This is a genomic window from Aeromonas sp. Prich7-2 (assembly GCF_017939255.1).
Taxonomy (GTDB): domain Bacteria; phylum Pseudomonadota; class Gammaproteobacteria; order Enterobacterales; family Aeromonadaceae; genus Aeromonas; species Aeromonas caviae.
The window spans coordinates 1-15,454 of record NZ_JAGKRI010000054.1 but is presented as its reverse complement, the minus strand read 5'-3'; the positions used below and the strand labels follow the sequence as shown (position 1 = coordinate 15,454).

The 15,454-nt window shown below is 62.1% G+C and carries 12 protein-coding genes; 4 read left to right on the top strand and 8 right to left on the bottom strand.

Features of this window, described 5'->3' with window-relative positions:
* Window positions 1-180 precede the first annotated feature (180 nt).
* Window positions 181-2,598: a VolA/Pla-1 family phospholipase gene (locus J9892_RS10810; RefSeq protein WP_210538310.1), complete on the bottom strand. Its 2,418-nt coding sequence runs from the start codon at window positions 2,596-2,598 to the stop codon at window positions 181-183.
* A gap of 301 nt (window positions 2,599-2,899) precedes the next feature.
* Between J9892_RS10810 and J9892_RS10805 the strand changes: the two genes are divergently transcribed.
* The gene (locus J9892_RS10805) at window positions 2,900-3,157 is read left to right on the top strand and encodes an accessory factor UbiK family protein (protein ID WP_010672374.1); all 258 of its coding nucleotides are present in this window, start codon (window positions 2,900-2,902) and stop codon (window positions 3,155-3,157) included.
* Between the two features lie 139 nt (window positions 3,158-3,296).
* On the opposite strand, the gene fre is transcribed toward J9892_RS10805, so the two are convergent.
* From fre to trxA, 5 genes are all read right to left on the bottom strand, one after another.
* The gene (gene fre / locus J9892_RS10800) at window positions 3,297-3,995 is read right to left on the bottom strand and encodes an NAD(P)H-flavin reductase (protein WP_010672373.1); all 699 of its coding nucleotides are present in this window, start codon (window positions 3,993-3,995) and stop codon (window positions 3,297-3,299) included.
* 155 nt (window positions 3,996-4,150) lie between these two features.
* Window positions 4,151-5,620 carry a 4-hydroxy-3-polyprenylbenzoate decarboxylase gene (gene ubiD / locus J9892_RS10795; protein ID WP_069652900.1) on the bottom strand — a complete coding sequence of 490 codons (1,470 nt, stop codon included), beginning with the start codon at window positions 5,618-5,620 and terminating at the stop codon, window positions 4,151-4,153.
* A 33-nt stretch (window positions 5,621-5,653) separates the two neighbouring features.
* Window positions 5,654-6,661, bottom strand: a complete 1,008-nt coding sequence (locus J9892_RS10790) for a hypothetical protein (RefSeq protein ID WP_210538309.1) — start codon at window positions 6,659-6,661, stop codon at window positions 5,654-5,656.
* 106 nt (window positions 6,662-6,767) lie between these two features.
* On the bottom strand, window positions 6,768-8,033 hold the full coding sequence (rho, locus tag J9892_RS10785; RefSeq protein ID WP_010672370.1) for a transcription termination factor Rho: 1,266 nt from the start codon (window positions 8,031-8,033) through the stop codon (window positions 6,768-6,770).
* 207 nt (window positions 8,034-8,240) lie between these two features.
* A complete protein-coding gene (gene trxA, locus J9892_RS10780) occupies window positions 8,241-8,567 on the bottom strand; it encodes a thioredoxin TrxA (protein ID WP_010672369.1) in 327 nt (108 codons plus the stop codon).
* A gap of 113 nt (window positions 8,568-8,680) precedes the next feature.
* Between trxA and rhlB the strand changes: the two genes are divergently transcribed.
* From rhlB to J9892_RS10765, 3 genes are read left to right on the top strand one after another with little or no spacing between them, the layout of a single operon-like run.
* Complete coding sequence (gene rhlB, locus J9892_RS10775) at window positions 8,681-9,970, top strand: ATP-dependent RNA helicase RhlB (RefSeq protein ID WP_029313424.1); 1,290 nt, start codon at window positions 8,681-8,683, stop codon at window positions 9,968-9,970.
* Between the two features lie 13 nt (window positions 9,971-9,983).
* A complete protein-coding gene (gppA, locus tag J9892_RS10770) occupies window positions 9,984-11,474 on the top strand; it encodes a guanosine-5'-triphosphate,3'-diphosphate diphosphatase (protein ID WP_049636360.1) in 1,491 nt (496 codons plus the stop codon).
* 12 nt (window positions 11,475-11,486) lie between these two features.
* Window positions 11,487-11,747: a Rho-binding antiterminator gene (locus J9892_RS10765; RefSeq protein WP_041214156.1), complete on the top strand. Its 261-nt coding sequence runs from the start codon at window positions 11,487-11,489 to the stop codon at window positions 11,745-11,747.
* Window positions 11,748-11,817: 70 nt separating this feature from the next.
* Here the strand turns inward: J9892_RS10765 and J9892_RS10760 are convergent, their stop codons facing one another.
* A complete protein-coding gene (locus J9892_RS10760; protein WP_029313422.1) occupies window positions 11,818-12,567 on the bottom strand; it encodes a class I SAM-dependent methyltransferase in 750 nt (249 codons plus the stop codon).
* Window positions 12,568-12,627: 60 nt separating this feature from the next.
* Complete coding sequence (locus tag J9892_RS10755) at window positions 12,628-15,195, bottom strand: GGDEF domain-containing phosphodiesterase (protein ID WP_043155406.1); 2,568 nt, start codon at window positions 15,193-15,195, stop codon at window positions 12,628-12,630.
* Between the last annotated feature and the right edge of the window lie 259 nt (window positions 15,196-15,454).

The window sequence follows — 15,454 nt, the reverse complement described above, 5'->3', positions numbered from 1 at the left end:
ACGGAGGTTGGCGGAGTTGCGGGGCTGCATAGGCGTCATGTTCATAGAAAAACGCCCCAGGCCATCGAGACCCAGGGCGGTGAAGATATCAAAGACCCGTTTTCCGGTAAATCGCAATGCGGCTCCGCTTAAGTGAACAGCATTGGCCCCAAGGGGCGGCGTTTTTATTAGTTGGCCGGCTTACTGCTTGAGCAGGCTGCCGTCGGTCACCTTGACCGCGGTACCGCCGCTTGCGAAGAAGCTGCCGAACTGGGTCTGCATCTCGGTGGTGACGGCGCCGGTCGGATCGAAGTTCTCGTCAGGTGCCAGCAGCGAGCTGTGCCCCCCGGCCACGAAGCGGGCCGCTCTGTGGTTGGCGGCGCCGGTGGCGGTCAGCGGTTGCAGGGCCAGGACCTTGAACAGCGGCTCGGTGCCACCCAGCGGGGCGGTGGCGATGCTGTTCGGGATCACCCGATCCGACAGGCTCAGGGCGCCGTCGCCGACGATTTCGGTGGCAAACAGCGGGAAGTCCGCCGCGATGCCGCTCCCCAGGTTGATGGGGTCTGCCGAATCCAGCACCGACTGCGCCGCGAAGCTGTAGCTCTGCAGGGTGCTGGCCGCCGTGGCCTGGGTGGCCGCATCCTGGCTCGGCAGGAACTCGTTGACGAAGCAGGTCGGCACCGCCGTCTTGCAGTTCGGGGCATAGGCGGTGAAGGCTGCCTTCAGGGCCGCACTGCCAGCGGTCAGCACGCTCATCTGGATGGTCGGGCCGAAGGTCGGCGAGTTCAGCAACAGCGGCGCTATGCCGCCACCCGGCATGGCCAGGCCGCCAGTGTCGAACTTGAACAGGGCGTCTGCCGTCGGGTTGCCAACAGACTGGTTGGCCACCGCCAGCAGGTTGGCCCCCGCGATGGCACCCAGAGAGTGACCCAGGAAGTGTACCTTGAGGCTGCCTGCGGTGCCGATGGCGCCCTTGGCATTGGCCAGCCCCACTGCCAGACGCAGGCCCAGCAGATCCGCCACGCTCTGTTTCAGGTTGTCGCGGGCCACGGTCAGGTAGCTCAGGTTCAGGTAGGGGGTCGGGTTGTCGGAGGTGGTCACCGAGTCCATGCTGCCGGTCAGGGCGAAGCCGCGTTCACCGTGCAACGGATGATCGATCACCACCACGGCCACGTTCTTGCTCGCCTGGGCACCGGCACCAATCTGGCCAAGGGCCAGCGCATAGGCGTTCTCCTTCACGGAGGTGACGCCGTGCTGATAGATGATCACGTCGGTGATGTTCGCCAGCGGTGCGGCGGCGAAGATCCGCATCGGGACGGACTGCACCTCTTCCAGTGCCGGCAGCGGGTTGAAGCGCCCGATGTTCATCTCGGGATCCAGCGCCTTGCCGCCGGAGGTGAGGGTCACCCCGATCAGCTTGCTCGCCTCCGCCAGCAGCTCGGCCTGACGGCTCGGATCGGCGATGAGTTCGCCCAGCAAGGCCGGATCCACACCCGCCCCCACCAGGCCGCCGATCACTTCGGTATCCTGGGCTTTCAGGGCGTTCGCGATGGCGTAGAGGCTGGGGATGGCACCGTGCCAGGACTGGGTCTTCGCCTTGTCCCAGGAGCCGGCGGTGGCCGGGGAGGAGAGGAAGTAGGGCAGCTTGACGGTGCCGCTGTAGACGGTGGTACCCAAGGCCAGATTGTGGAGTGGAGTGCCGTCACCAAAAGCGGCGGCAATCGCATCCTTCTGCTCCTGGGGCAGGAAGTTCTCGGCGTCCAGCTGGGTCAGGAAGGGGCTGCCGCCGTTCACCGACAGGGTATAGGTGCCAGGCAGGCTGGTATTGCCCAAGGCGTCCTGCTTCCACAGGGCGGCAGCGTCCAGGGTCGGGCTCTTGAGCACGGATGCGGCCGCCCCTTTCACCGCCACCAGCACGTCGGCGCCGGACTGGGTACCGAACCAGTCGGAGAAGATCACGTGGTCGCTAGTGATGCCGGTGGCAGCCTTGAACAGCCCTTCCTGCAGCGCAATCAGGCCGCTGATGGTCTGCTCCTGGGCGTTGCTGCCGGTGCTGGTCTTGTAGTTGCTGTAGTCGCTACCCGGTCGCAGGGGGGCACCCGTGCTGTCTTTGAGGGTATCGGTCGCCACTATCATGTAGTAGGAAGAGGGGTTGAGCGGCTTGAGCGGCACCAGATTCAGCTTGCCGGTCGTCTCGGCCACCACGAAGTCCACCCCGTAGGTCAGCACCTTTTTCACGCCGCTCGGACGCAGGGCCGCACTGTCAAACTCCAGCTCCATCAGGTAGAGGGGGGCCACGGAGGCTGCGAATTCAGCAGCGGCCGGCGCCTTGACCTGGATGCCGGAGGCCGTCACCGGCACTATCTGGATCGCCTGGGTAGTCGACCAGCCATCCAAGGTGGAGAGGGCGGACACCGGGTTGGAGAGATCCGCCGTTTCCGTGGAGAATTTCAGGGTACCGTCGGTCGCACGGGCTGCCAGGGCGCTGGGTCGGACTGCATTGGAGCCGCTCAGCAGATAATCGAGATAGCTTGAGGTATCGCCTGTGTTGTCGTCACTGCCACCACAACCGCTCAGCAGCGCACTGACGACGGCCGCGTAAATTAGCTTTTTCTTCATATCCTTATCTCTTTTATGTTGTTATCCATGATGAGCCTGACGGGGTAGGGTTCAAACCCGACCGAATCATATTAACAGCAACGCAACAATTAATAAGCCTCTGGTCAGTCATCTGATCTGATTTTTTTGTGTACACCATCAAGGAATTGGAATTGATTCCCGGTGTCACAGGGTAGCAGCCAGGGTGCATCAACCAGACCCGACCAGAGCCCGATGGGATCCATGGCGCAAAAAGCCGCCCCGATCTCGGCAAAGGGGACGATTTGTCGGTAGAATGGCGCCATTGCTTAAGGAGACCCCCATGATCGACCCGAAAAAACTGGAAGAGATCGCCAAACAGATACACAACGCCCTGCCCCCCGGCATTCGCAGCATGGGTGAAGAGGTGGAGAAAAAGACCCGTCAGGTCTTGCAGGCTCAGCTCAACAAGCTGGATCTGGTGAGCCGCGAGGAGTTCGACGTGCAGACCAAGGTGCTGCTGCGCACCCGGGAGAAGCTGACCGCCCTCGAGGCCAAGCTGGCCCAGCTCGAGCAGCAGCTCGCTGCCAAGGGCGAATGATCCGGCGTGACCCGCCGTAGATAGCACAAACCCCAGCCAGGCTGGGGTTTGTCGTTTTTATGGGGACAACGAGTTTCTCATCCCCCCTTCTCTCGCAAGACGATAAGGGGGCAGATCGACGCTCTGCGGTTGGCCGTGGTCAGATAAACTCGTAGGCATCGCCGAAGATGCGCTCGGGCTCAGCGCCCAGCACCTTGAACTCTTCCCGCGCGGCACCGGCCATCTCGAAGCGGCCCGCCACATAGATGTCGTAGTCATGCAGGCTGACGAAGTCATCCATGATGGCCTTGTGCACTAGCCCGGTCCTGCCGGTCCAGTCGCTCTCGGGCTCCTGCACCACGGGAATGAAGGTCAGCGGCGCGTAGTCGCGCTCCCACTGCTGCATCTGCTCCAGCTCGTAGAGCCAGTGCGCCTGGCGTACCCCCCAGTAGAGGAACACAGGACGCTTGCTGCCGCTGCCAATCAGGTATTCCAGGATGGCGCGGGCATAGGAGAAGCCGGTGCCGCCCGCCATCAGGATCAGCGGTCGGGGGGATTCGTCGCGCAGGAACGCCTTGCCGGCGGCCAGCTCGACCTCGATCTCTCCCTGCTCGCGCATGCGGGCCAGCACCTGACCGGCATAGGCATTCTCGGGAGTGGCACCGATCTGCAGCTCCAGCACGCCGGAGCGGGTCGGCGAGTTGGCGATGGAGAAGGGGCGCTTGTCCGAATCGCTCATCACCACCAGCAGATACTGGCCCGGCTTGAAGCTCACCTCCTGCTGCGGCGCCAGCGCCACGTGCCAGATGGTGTCGACATATTCGCGCAGTTCCTCTACGCGGCACTTGATACGTTGCATTCTTGTCCTTGTGAGGGGCCTGCCCGGCCCGCTTCGCTCATGGTTTCACTGTTTTTATGGCGACCAGTTGGTGGTCAGGTCCGTCGAGCATACCCAATTCGGCACGGCAATACCGCACTTTTGCGTCACAATGGCCGTGCCCCATCGGGGATCCCTCAGTCGAGGATCTTCAGCTCGTCCCAGATGGCATCGATCTTCTGCTTTACCGCCTCGTCCTGGACGATGGGCTGACCCCACTCCCGATTGCTCTCCCCCGGCCACTTGTTGGTGGCATCCAGCCCCATTTTGGAGCCGAGCCCGGAGACCGGCGAGGCGAAGTCCAGGTAGTCGATGGGGGTGTGCTCGATCAGGGTGGTGTCCCTGGCCGGATCCATCCGGGTGGTGATGGCCCAGATAACGTCCTTCCAGTCCCGGGCGTTGATGTCGTCATCGCAGACGATCACGAACTTGGTGTACATGAACTGGCGCAGGAAGGACCAGACTCCCAGCATCACCCGCTTGGCGTGGCCAGGGTAACGCTTCTTGATGGTCACCACCGCCATCCGGTAGGAGCACCCCTCCGGCGGCAGGTAGAAATCCACGATCTCGGGGAACTGCTTCTGCAACAGCGGTACGAACACCTCGTTGAGCGCCACCCCGAGCACCGCCGGCTCATCGGGCGGACGGCCGGTGTAGGTGCTGTGGTAGATGGCATCCCGGCGCATCGTCATGTGGGTGATGGTGAAGACCGGGAACTCGTCCACTTCGTTGTAGTAGCCGGTGTGATCGCCGTAAGGCCCTTCGGGGGCCATCTCCCCCGGCTCCAGATAGCCTTCCAGCACGATCTCGGCGCTGGCGGGCACTTCCAGATCGCAGCTCAGCGCCTTCACCACCTCGGTACGGCTGCCCCGCAGCAGACCGGCAAAGGCGTATTCGGAGAGGCTGTCCGGGACCGGCGTCACCGCACCCAGGATGGTCGCCGGATCGGCGCCCAGCGCCACCGCCACCGGGAAGCGTTCGCCCGGGTGGGCCTCCTGCCACTCGCGAAAATCGATGGCGCCGCCCCGGTGATCCAGCCAGCGCATGATCAGCTTGTTCTTGCCGATCTTCTGCTGGCGATAGATGCCGAGGTTCTGCCGCTTCTTGTAGGGACCGCGGGTGATCGTCAGACCCCAGGTGACCAGGGGCGCCACATCCCCGGGCCAGCAGTGCTGGATGGGGATCTGATCCAGATCCACCGCGCCCCCTTCCAGCACCACCTGCTGACAGGGGGCCGAAGAGAGCCGCTTGGTCGGCATGTTGAGCACCTGCTTGAAGATGGGCAGCTTCTCCATCAGCTCCTTGAGCCCGCGAGGCGGCTCCGGCTCTTTCAGGTAGGAGAGCCAGGTCCCCACCTGGCGCAGGGCGCTGACGTTGGGTTGGCCCATGCCCATGGCAACCCGGTCCGGCGTGCCGAACAGGTTGGTCAACACCGGCATGGTGTAGCCCTTGGGATTCTCAAACAGCAGGGCCGGGCCCCCCGCACGCAGGGTACGGTCGCTGATCTCGGTCATCTCCAGATAGGGGTCTATCTCGCGACTGATGCGCCTGAGCTGTCCGTTTTGTTCCAACTGCGCGATAAAATCACGCAAGTCCTTGTATTTCATGCAAGTACCCCAGCGGGATCAGGTGGTCCCGCATTATAACCCTGGCGGCGTATCCGGTGTACCCGTATCGGACCTCATGACGGACGAGGCGTGTCGCCGCTCCTGAAGCGTCAGCCGGTTTGCCAATTGACCCAGGAGCCTGGGCTCGTCCATCTGCAACAACAGGCCGGCCACCAGCCCGCCATACTGGTGCTTGCCGAGTTCGGCCAGGAGGAACTGCTGGGCCCCGTCCGGCAAGGGGGAGAGGCGGCTGAGCTGGTGCAGGGCGGGGACCATCAGGCGGCTGTTCTGGCTGGCGGCGATCAGCAGATCGCTCGCCTCCTGACCTGAATAAAAGCGGGAAATGGTGTGTAGCGCAGTCAGGCTATCGTGATCCACTGGCTGACGCCACAGCTTGAGGTAGAGTGCCGTCTTCCCGGTCTGTTCGATGAAGTGCAGCAGCAACTGGTTGTCCGGCAGGAAGAGATTGAGGGCGGCAAGCCGCTGCGCCTCCCGACGCAGCACGGATACCGGCTGCCGATCGAGCACCGCCAGCAGGGCCTGCTGCTGCTGTGCCAGCTCGGGATTGCGGCTGTAGTAGACCTGCTTGAAGTCGAAGCGATCCTGCTCCAGCAACTGGCGATAGTTGTCCTGCCAGGCCAGCTGCTGCCAGTGGCTCAGCACCAGCCGGGCCTCGGCGGGGAAGTCATAGGCGGGTAGCTGCACCAGGAAACCGTCCACCTTCCCTTCCACCAGCCATTGTGGCGCCTTGGCCGCTTGTGCCCGCACCCAGGCCAGCAGCGCTGGGCTCGGTGCGCCCGATGACTTGAGCTCACCCAGCAACTGGAACAACAGGAACTCCCGCTGCCCCACCGACAGGGTCTCGAGCAACGAGTCCATGGCATCAAACTGCCCGAGCGCCATACGGCCGTCCAGGTACGCCCGATGCCCCTCCAGTCCCTCGTCCGCCACCAGGGGAGCCTGCAATTGCGGCGGGGAGTCGGCATGCACCGGGGCCGCCAGCCACAACCAACCCATCCATATGAACAACACCAGCTTCATGACGTCCCTTTCCTTGTGACATCGAGGCTTCATACTACTAAGCCAGCCGTGAAATAGATAAACAAAAACCGCGACCTGGGCCGCGGTTTTGTCATTGAAGAGGCTGTTACTTCTGTTGACGCTTCATGGAGTCGAAGAACTCGTCGTTGGTCTTGGTCGCAGCCAGCTTGTCGATGAGGAACTCGATGCTGTCGATCTCGCCCATGGGGTGAATGATCTTGCGCAGGATCCACATCTTCTGCAGCTCGTCCGGTGCGGTCAGCAGCTCTTCCTTGCGGGTGCCGGAGCGGGTGATGTCGATGGCCGGGTAGACGCGCTTCTCGGCAATCTTGCGCGAGAGGTGCAGTTCCATGTTGCCGGTACCCTTGAACTCTTCGTAGATGACTTCATCCATCTTGGAGCCGGTATCGATCAGCGCGGTGGCGATGATGGTCAGGCTGCCGCCCTCTTCGACGTTGCGCGCCGCACCGAAGAAACGCTTCGGACGGTGCAGGGCGTTGGCGTCCACACCACCGGTCAGCACCTTGCCGGAAGACGGGATGACGGTGTTGTAGGCGCGGGCCAGACGGGTGATGGAGTCCAGCAGGATCACCACGTCCTTCTTGTGCTCGACCAGACGCTTGGCCTTCTCGATCACCATTTCGGCGACCTGGACGTGACGGGAGGCCGGCTCGTCGAAGGTGGAGGCGATGACTTCGCCCTTCACCATGCGCTGCATCTCGGTCACTTCTTCCGGACGCTCGTCAATCAGCAGCACGATCAGCTCACAATCCGGGTGGTTGTAGGCGATGCTCTGGGCGATGTTCTGCAGCAGCATGGTCTTACCGGCCTTGGGCGGTGCAACGATGAGACCGCGCTGGCCCTTGCCGATCGGGGATGCCAGATCCAGTACACGGGCGGTGATGTCTTCGGTGGAACCGTTGCCACGCTCCATGCGCAGACGCTCGTTGGCGTGCAGGGGAGTGAGGTTTTCAAACAGGATCTTGTTGCGGGAGTTTTCCGGACGGTCGTAGTTGACGTCGTTGACCTTGAGCAGGGCGAAATAGCGCTCGCCCTCTTTCGGCGGCCGGATCTTGCCGGAAATGGTATCGCCGGTACGCAGGTTGAAGCGGCGGATCTGGCTCGGGGAGACATAGATGTCATCCGGACCAGCGAGATAAGAGCCGTCTGCACTGCGCAGGAAACCGAAACCGTCGGTCAGGATTTCCAGCACACCGTCGCCAAAGATATCCTCGCCGCCCTTGGCGTGCGCCTTGAGGATTGCAAAGATAATGTCTTTCTTGTGCGCCCGAGCCAGATTTTCCAACCCCATGGATTCGCCAAGCTGGACCAGCTCGGACACAGGAGTGTTCTTAAGTTCAGTCAGATTCATAGTGGTGAAAGTCTGTAAGCAAGGATTGAAATGAGGAGACAGTCTGCTGGATTGATGCTGATCGGATTTGACTTGCCAGGCTGGTAGTTAAGCAAAGAGTCAGGCAAAAAGGTTAGCAAACGAGCGATAAACTAGCACCAATCAGGGTGAGCGTCTAGGTGATAAAACACAAGGAGCGCATTATTGCAATGCGCTCCTTCTTGATTATTACAGGTTGCCGTCCAGGAACTCTTTCAGTTGGGTCTTGGACAGGGCGCCGACCTTGGTCGCTGCCACTTCACCATTCTTGAACAGCAGCAGGGTCGGGATACCACGAATGCCGTACTTGGGCGGAGTGTCGGCGTTATGATCGATGTTCAATTTCGCCACGGTCACGCGACCTTCATATTCCTGAGCAACTTCGTTCAGGATCGGGGCAATCATCTTGCACGGTCCACACCATTCGGCCCAGAAATCGACCAGAACAGGGCTGTCGGCGTTGATTACATCGGCCTCGAAGCTGGCATCGCTCAGCTGAACAATCTTGTCACTCATCTCCAACTCCAGTCAGTAATTAAGGCTTTATTGATGGTTCAACAAAGGCAATAGTTGCCCTATTTGAAATGATCCTGTTTATTATTGCAAGCCTAACCTGATAACCTACCGCCATGAGCAAAACACATCTAACGACCGAAAAATTCGCCCAAATGGGCCTCGAACCCGAAGTTCTGGCTGGTCTGGAATCAAAGGGATTTCACTATTGTACGCCCATCCAGGCACTGTCCCTGCCCCTGCTGGTTGAAGGTCATGACCTCGCCGGTCAGGCCCAGACGGGGACCGGCAAAACCCTGGCTTTCCTGGCGGCGACATTCAACTATTTGCTGACCCATCCGCTGACCAGGCCGCGCCTCGTCAACCAGCCCCGCGCCATCATCATGGCCCCGACCCGGGAGCTGGCCGTCCAGATCTATAACGATGCAGAGAGCATGTCCGCCTCCACCGGGCTCAAGCTCGGTCTCGCCTATGGTGGCGAAGGCTATGACAAGCAGCTGGCCGTGCTGGAACAGGGCGTCGACATCCTGATCGGCACCACGGGTCGCATCATCGACTACTTCAAGTCCAAGGTCATCGATCTCGGCAACATCCAGGTCGTGGTTCTGGACGAAGCGGATCGCATGTTCGATCTGGGCTTCATCAAGGACATCCGTTTCCTGTTCCGCCGCATGCCCCCCGCCACCGAGCGTCTGAGCATGCTGTTCTCCGCCACCCTCTCCCTGCGGGTGCAGGAGCTGGCCTATGAACACATGAACCACCCGGAACATGTGCAGGTCGAACCGGAACAGATGACCGGCGTGCGGATCAAGGAGGAGCTCTTCTACCCCTCCAACGAAGACAAGATGTTGCTGCTGCTCTCCCTGATGGAAGAGGAGTGGCCCGAGAAAGCCATCGTCTTCGCCAACACCAAGCACGTCTGTGAAGACGTTCACGCCTGGCTGGAGAACGACGGCCACCGCGTCGGCCTGCTGACCGGCGACGTGCCGCAGAAGAAGCGGATGAAGATCCTGGAAGAGTTCACCAAGGGCACCCTGGATATCCTGGTCGCCACCGACGTGGCCGCCCGTGGTCTGCACATCCCCGACGTGACTCACGTCTTCAACTACGACCTGCCCGACGATGCCGAAGACTATGTCCACCGCATCGGTCGTACCGGCCGCGCCGGCAGAAGCGGTCACTCCATCAGCCTGGCCTGTGAAGACTATGCCTTCAACCTGCCGGCCATCGAGGAGTACATCCACCACCCCATCCCGGTCAGCAAGTATGACCGCGAGGCGCTGCTGGATGACGTCACCGCACCAAAACGGGTGTTCCGCAACCGCCAGCCGGTGAACCGCAACATGCGGGATCGCCAGGGCGGTGGCAACAGCAACAACCGTCGTCGTCCCCCCCGCAAGAACTGAGGGATCGGCCAAGTTGCACAACTCGCCTCTCTATGCCGCCATCGACCTCGGCTCCAACAGCTTTCACATGCTGGTGGTGCGCGAGGTCGCCGGTGCCCTGCGCACCGTCACCAAGGTCAAGCGCAAGGTACGCCTCGCCGCCGGCCTCGATGCCGATTTTCGCCTCAACCGTGCCGCCATGGAGCGGGGCTGGGATTGTCTGCGCCTCTTCTCCGAGCAGTTGCAGGACATCCCGTCCGACAACATCCGGGTAGTGGGCACCGCCACCCTGCGCCTGGCCACCAACGTCGACGAATTCATCAGCGAAGCGGAACGGGTGCTCAACCACAGCATCGAGATCATCTCGGGCGAGGAAGAAGCCAAGACCATCTATGAAGGTGTCTCCTGGACGTCGGCAGGGGAAGGCAATCGGCTGGTGATCGACATCGGCGGCGCCAGCACCGAGCTGGTGATCGGCGAGCAGAGCGAAGCCAAGCTGCTCAACAGCCTGCACATGGGCTGCGTCACCTGGCTCAACAACCACTTCGGTGATGGCGAGCTCTCCGAGGCGCGCTTCAACCAGGCCATTGCCGCCGCCAAGGCGGTACTGGAGAAAGTGGCTGCGGACTACCGTGTCCTCGGCTGGCGCACCTGCGTCGGCGCCTCCGGCACCGTCCAGGCGCTGCAGGAGATCATGCTGGCCCAGGGCAAGAGCGAGCGGGTCACCCTGCCCAAGTTGCAAGAGCTGATGGGTCAGGCCATCGCCTGCGGCAGACTCGATCAGTTGCAGCTCGAAGGGCTGGCGGCCGAACGGCTGACCGTGTTCCCCTCCGGTCTCGCCATCCTGATCGCCATCTTCGAGACCCTCGACATCGAGAGCATGACCCTGGCGGGCGGTGCGCTGCGTGAAGGGCTCATCTACGGCCTGCTCGGCAACAATCACGACTGTGATGCCCGGGATCGCACCGCCGACAGCCTGATCAGCCGCTACCAGCTCGACAAGGAGCACGCCGAGCGGGTCCGCGACACCGCCATCGAAGCGTTCACCCAGTTGCAGCCGGCCTGGCGCCTCTCCAAGCGATACGGTCGCCCGATCCTGCGCTACGCAGCCCTGCTGCACGAAATCGGTCTGTGCATCGAGTACAAGAAGGCGCCGCAGCACGCTGCCTACATCATCGACAACATCGACATGCCGGGCTTCACCCCCGCGCAGAAGAAGCTGCTGTCGGCCCTGCTGTTCAACCAGCGGGATGAATTCAAGCTGGAGCCACTGGAGAAACAGGGCGCCGTCACCGGTCGCCAGGCGATCCGGCTGGCCCGTATCCTGCGCATCTCCCTCATCCTCTGCATGCGCCGGACCCAGGGCACTGTGCCCAGGTTCATGCTGCAAGCCGATGAAGATGCCCTGACCCTGACCCTGCCCAAGGGTTGGCTGGACGAACACTACCTGCGCGCCAGCGAGCTGCGCCTCGAGGTGGAGCGCCAGCAGAAGATGGGCTGGTCCACCCGGCTGCTGGAAGCCTGAGGCGCACACCCCATGGCCGATTACCAACCCGTCAGCTGTGACCTGTACGACTGGCTGGAGATCGCCGCCAGCTGGCAGCTGCCCGTCACGATCACCGACCGGGATGGACGAACCTGGGCGGACAGGATCCGCACCATAGAAGCCAGCGATGGAGTCGAATATCTGCTGCTGGAGCGCGCTGAGCGCCTCAGCCTGGCGGACCTGGCGACCCTGGAACTCGTCTGGCAAGGGGAAGAAAAGCGGATCCACTTCGCCCCACCCCGCAGCCAATGAATAGCAAGAGGGCCAACCTGATCAGGTTGGCCCTCTTCGTTTGACGCTCAGATTCCCTGCCAGTCGCCACTCAACTCGCCAGCGCCGCCATCACATAGACGTCGAAGCGGTTGCTCTTGGTCTCGATGGCCATGCTGGGCTTGTGCTCGTTGAGCCAGCCCGCATAGTCGGGCCGCTTCACCACCACCCGCTTGTCAGCCATCCTGAGCGCCGCCGGCAGCAGGGCATCCGCGTCGAGATCCGCTCCCACCAGGGACTGGAACACCCGCATCTCTTTTTTCACCAGCGCCGACTTCTGCTTGTGGGGGAACATGGGATCCAGGTAGATGACCTCCGGCCGCTCGGTCAGCGCCAGCAGGGTCTCCACCGCCGGGCCTTGCAGCAGTTGCATCCGCTCGCGCACCCAGGGGCCTATCTCGGGATCCTGCCCCGCCCGGGTCAGACCGTCCTGGAGCAGGGCCGCCACCACGGGGCTGCGTTCGATCAGGGTCACCTTGCAGCCGAGGGAGGCGAGCACGAAGGCATCGCGCCCGAGCCCGGCGGTGGCATCCACCACGGTCGGCATGGCTCCCGACTTCAATCCCACTGCCTTGGCGATGGACTGGCCGCGCCCGCCACCGAACTTGCGCCTATGGGCCACCGCCCCTTCCACGAAGTCCACATAAACGGCCCCCAGCTTGGGTTCGTCCAGTTTGCGCAGCTCCAACCGCGATTCGGTCAGCACCAGGGCGAAGGGAGCGGGAAACGCCACGTCGGCAAGGCGCTGGCGCAGGGCGTCGAGCTCGCCATCGCGGGCGGGCACTTCACTGAAAACCTGAATATGGGGCATAACATGGACTCATCACGGCGCAGAAGCCGGCATGATAGCAGAAGCAGGGGGTTAGCTCACCGTGGTCAGATTCGCCAGGTTCATGCCCTGACGGTTGAGACTCAGGTACTCGGTCAGATCGTCGAAGGGCAGCGGGCGGCTGAGCAGATACCCCTGGGTGAAGGCGCACCCCTTCTGGCAGAGGAAATTGAGCTGCTCCCGGGTCTCCACCCCTTCGATCACCACCTGCATGCCGAGGTTGTGCACGATGTTGATGATGCCGTCGAGCAGCAGGCGGTCCTGCTCGTTGAAGGGAATATGGCGCACGAAGGAGCGATCGATCTTCACCAGATCCACCGGGAAGGTACGCAGGTAGTTCAGTGCCGAGTAGCCGGTCCCGAAGTCGTCGATGGCCAGCTTGCAGCCCGCCTCGCGCAGAGCATCGATCCGCACCCTGTGCTGATCGCTGGTCTCCATCAGCAGAGATTCGGTGATCTCGATGATGATGTCCGCCGGATCCAGCTCGAAGTGGCGGATCACCCTGAGCCACTCGTTGGCCTCCGGGTCTATGGTCTGGAACTCCAGGGTGGAGCGGTTGATGGACATCTGCAGATCCGGGAAGCCGGACTGCTGCAATCTGGCCAGATCCCGGCAAGACTGCCACAGCACCAGGGCACCCAGCCCCTGGATGAGCCCCGCCTCTTCCGCCAGCGGGATGAAATCCGCCGGTGAGACCTGACCCCAGTGGGGGTGATACCAGCGCACCAGGGCCTCCAGCTTGGCGACCCGGCCGCTGCGGTTGTCCCAGATGGGCTGGTAGGCCATGGTCAGCTGGCCCAGCTTGATGGCCTCCGCCAGATCGTGCTGCATCTGGTGGCGCTGGCTCACCTCTTCCCGCATGGAGGCGTTGTAGGTGCCGAGGGGGCGTCCCTGGCGCTTGGCGACGAACAGGGCCTGCTCAGCATTGCGCAAGAGCTCGTCGCTGTCGCCGCCGTCATTGGGACAGAGGGTGATCCCCAGGGTGGCGGTCACATATAGGTGCTGGTTGGCCAGCATGAAGGGACGGGCAAAGCCGCCGATCACCTGCTTGGCAAATACCTCGGCCTGACGGCGGTTGACGATACCGGGCACCAGGAAGGCAAACTCGTCGCCGCCGATGCGGGCCACCAGGTCCTCGGTGCGCACCCGGCTCACCAGCCGATCCGATACTTCCCGCAGCAGGGCGTCGCCCACATGGTGATCCATGCTGTTGTTGACCGCCTTGAAGTTGTTGAGGTCGAGCACCATGAGGGCGAAGCGCTCCCCCCGCTCGCAGAAGCGGGCCAGACAGCGACCGAACAGCCAGCGGTTGGGCAGACCGGTGAGGTTGTCGTAGTTGGCCTGGGCGGCGATCTTCTGCTCTGCCAGCTTGGTCTGGGAAAGATCGCTGAAGATGGCGATGTACTGACTGATCTTGCCCCCTTCCCGCACGGCGCTGATCATCAGCTGCTGGGGATAGAGCTTGCCGTTCTTGCGCTTGTTCCACACCTCCCCACGCCAGATCCCCACCCGCTCCAGGGCGTGGTACATGTCCGCATAGAAGGTCTGATCGTGCAGTCCGGACTTGAGCATGCTGGGCCGCTGGCCACACGCCTCCTCCTCGCTGTAACCGGTGATCTTCTCGAAGGCCGGATTGACCGAGATGATGCGACTGTCGGCATCGCACACCAGAATGGCTTCGGAGAGGTTGTCATAGACCCGGTGGGAGAGCTTGAGCTGCTCCGCATGGCGCCTGATGGGATCGATGTTCTCCAGCACCACCATGAGATAGTCGGGGTGCATCTGCTCGTTGCGGATCAGGGTCACCGTCACCCGCCCCCACAGGACGGTCCCATCCCGATGGAGATAACGCTTCTCCTGGGTAAACGCGGGACGCTCTCCCCGCTTGAGGGCGTCGTAGAGCGCAATGCTGGTCTGCCAGTCGTCCGGATGGTTGATTTCGGCGACGGTGAGCTGTTGCAGCTCCTCCTGGCTGTAGCCGAGCATCTTCTCGATGGCCGGGTTCGCCCAGAGGATCTTGCCGCCCAGATCCACCTTGCCGATGCCCACGGGCGCATGGGACATCATGGTGTCCAGGAAGTGGTGATGTTCCGGTTGCGCCGGCTGCTCCTGGCTCTGGCGCTGCTGATACATCAGCGCCAGTTCACGACCGGCGAGCGGGGCCAGCAGACGCAGCAGGCCCACTATCTTCTCCATTCTCGGCATGGCCCGCTTGAACATGACGCTGCACAGGCCGATGGTCTCTCCCTCGGCGTTCTTGAGCGCGACGCCGGCATAGGCTCTCACCTCGCAGCGCTCCAGCACGGCGGCGTGGGGGAACAGCTGGCGGGTGCGATCACTGAACCAGGCTTCACCCTGTTGCATGGCGATCTCGCCCGGAGTGTCGGCGAGGGGGAAGCTGTAGGAGTTGATGTCGAGGGAGGCGGGATAGGCGGCATGCACGGTAAAGAACAGACCCGCCTGATCCTTGCCGGACACCAGGACGAAGTCAGCCCCCACCGCGTTGGCGATTTCACTCACAAAGGCATCAAAATATCCCTGACCACTCGAATGAGACAGGCTGGAGATGATTTGATAGACAGACTCGAGTGCTCGCCTCATGGCAAGGTTCTTTCTCTCCCTGGAAGGTAGAACCCGACTCTACTGAAGAGGCGGGGACAGTGCAAACATGCACTCCGCAAGATATTAAAAAGGCTTGGAAAAAGGGACCAAAAGGTAATGCCAGTCAGTTAAGCCTGACTGGCATTGTTTTTACTAGGTTTTCTCGTCGCATACTTCTGTGGTTTGGCTTTGATGCACCTTGGGTAACTTCGTTCTCGGCGGGCGGGTAACTTGAACTGCTCTGCCTGTTTGTCCAACT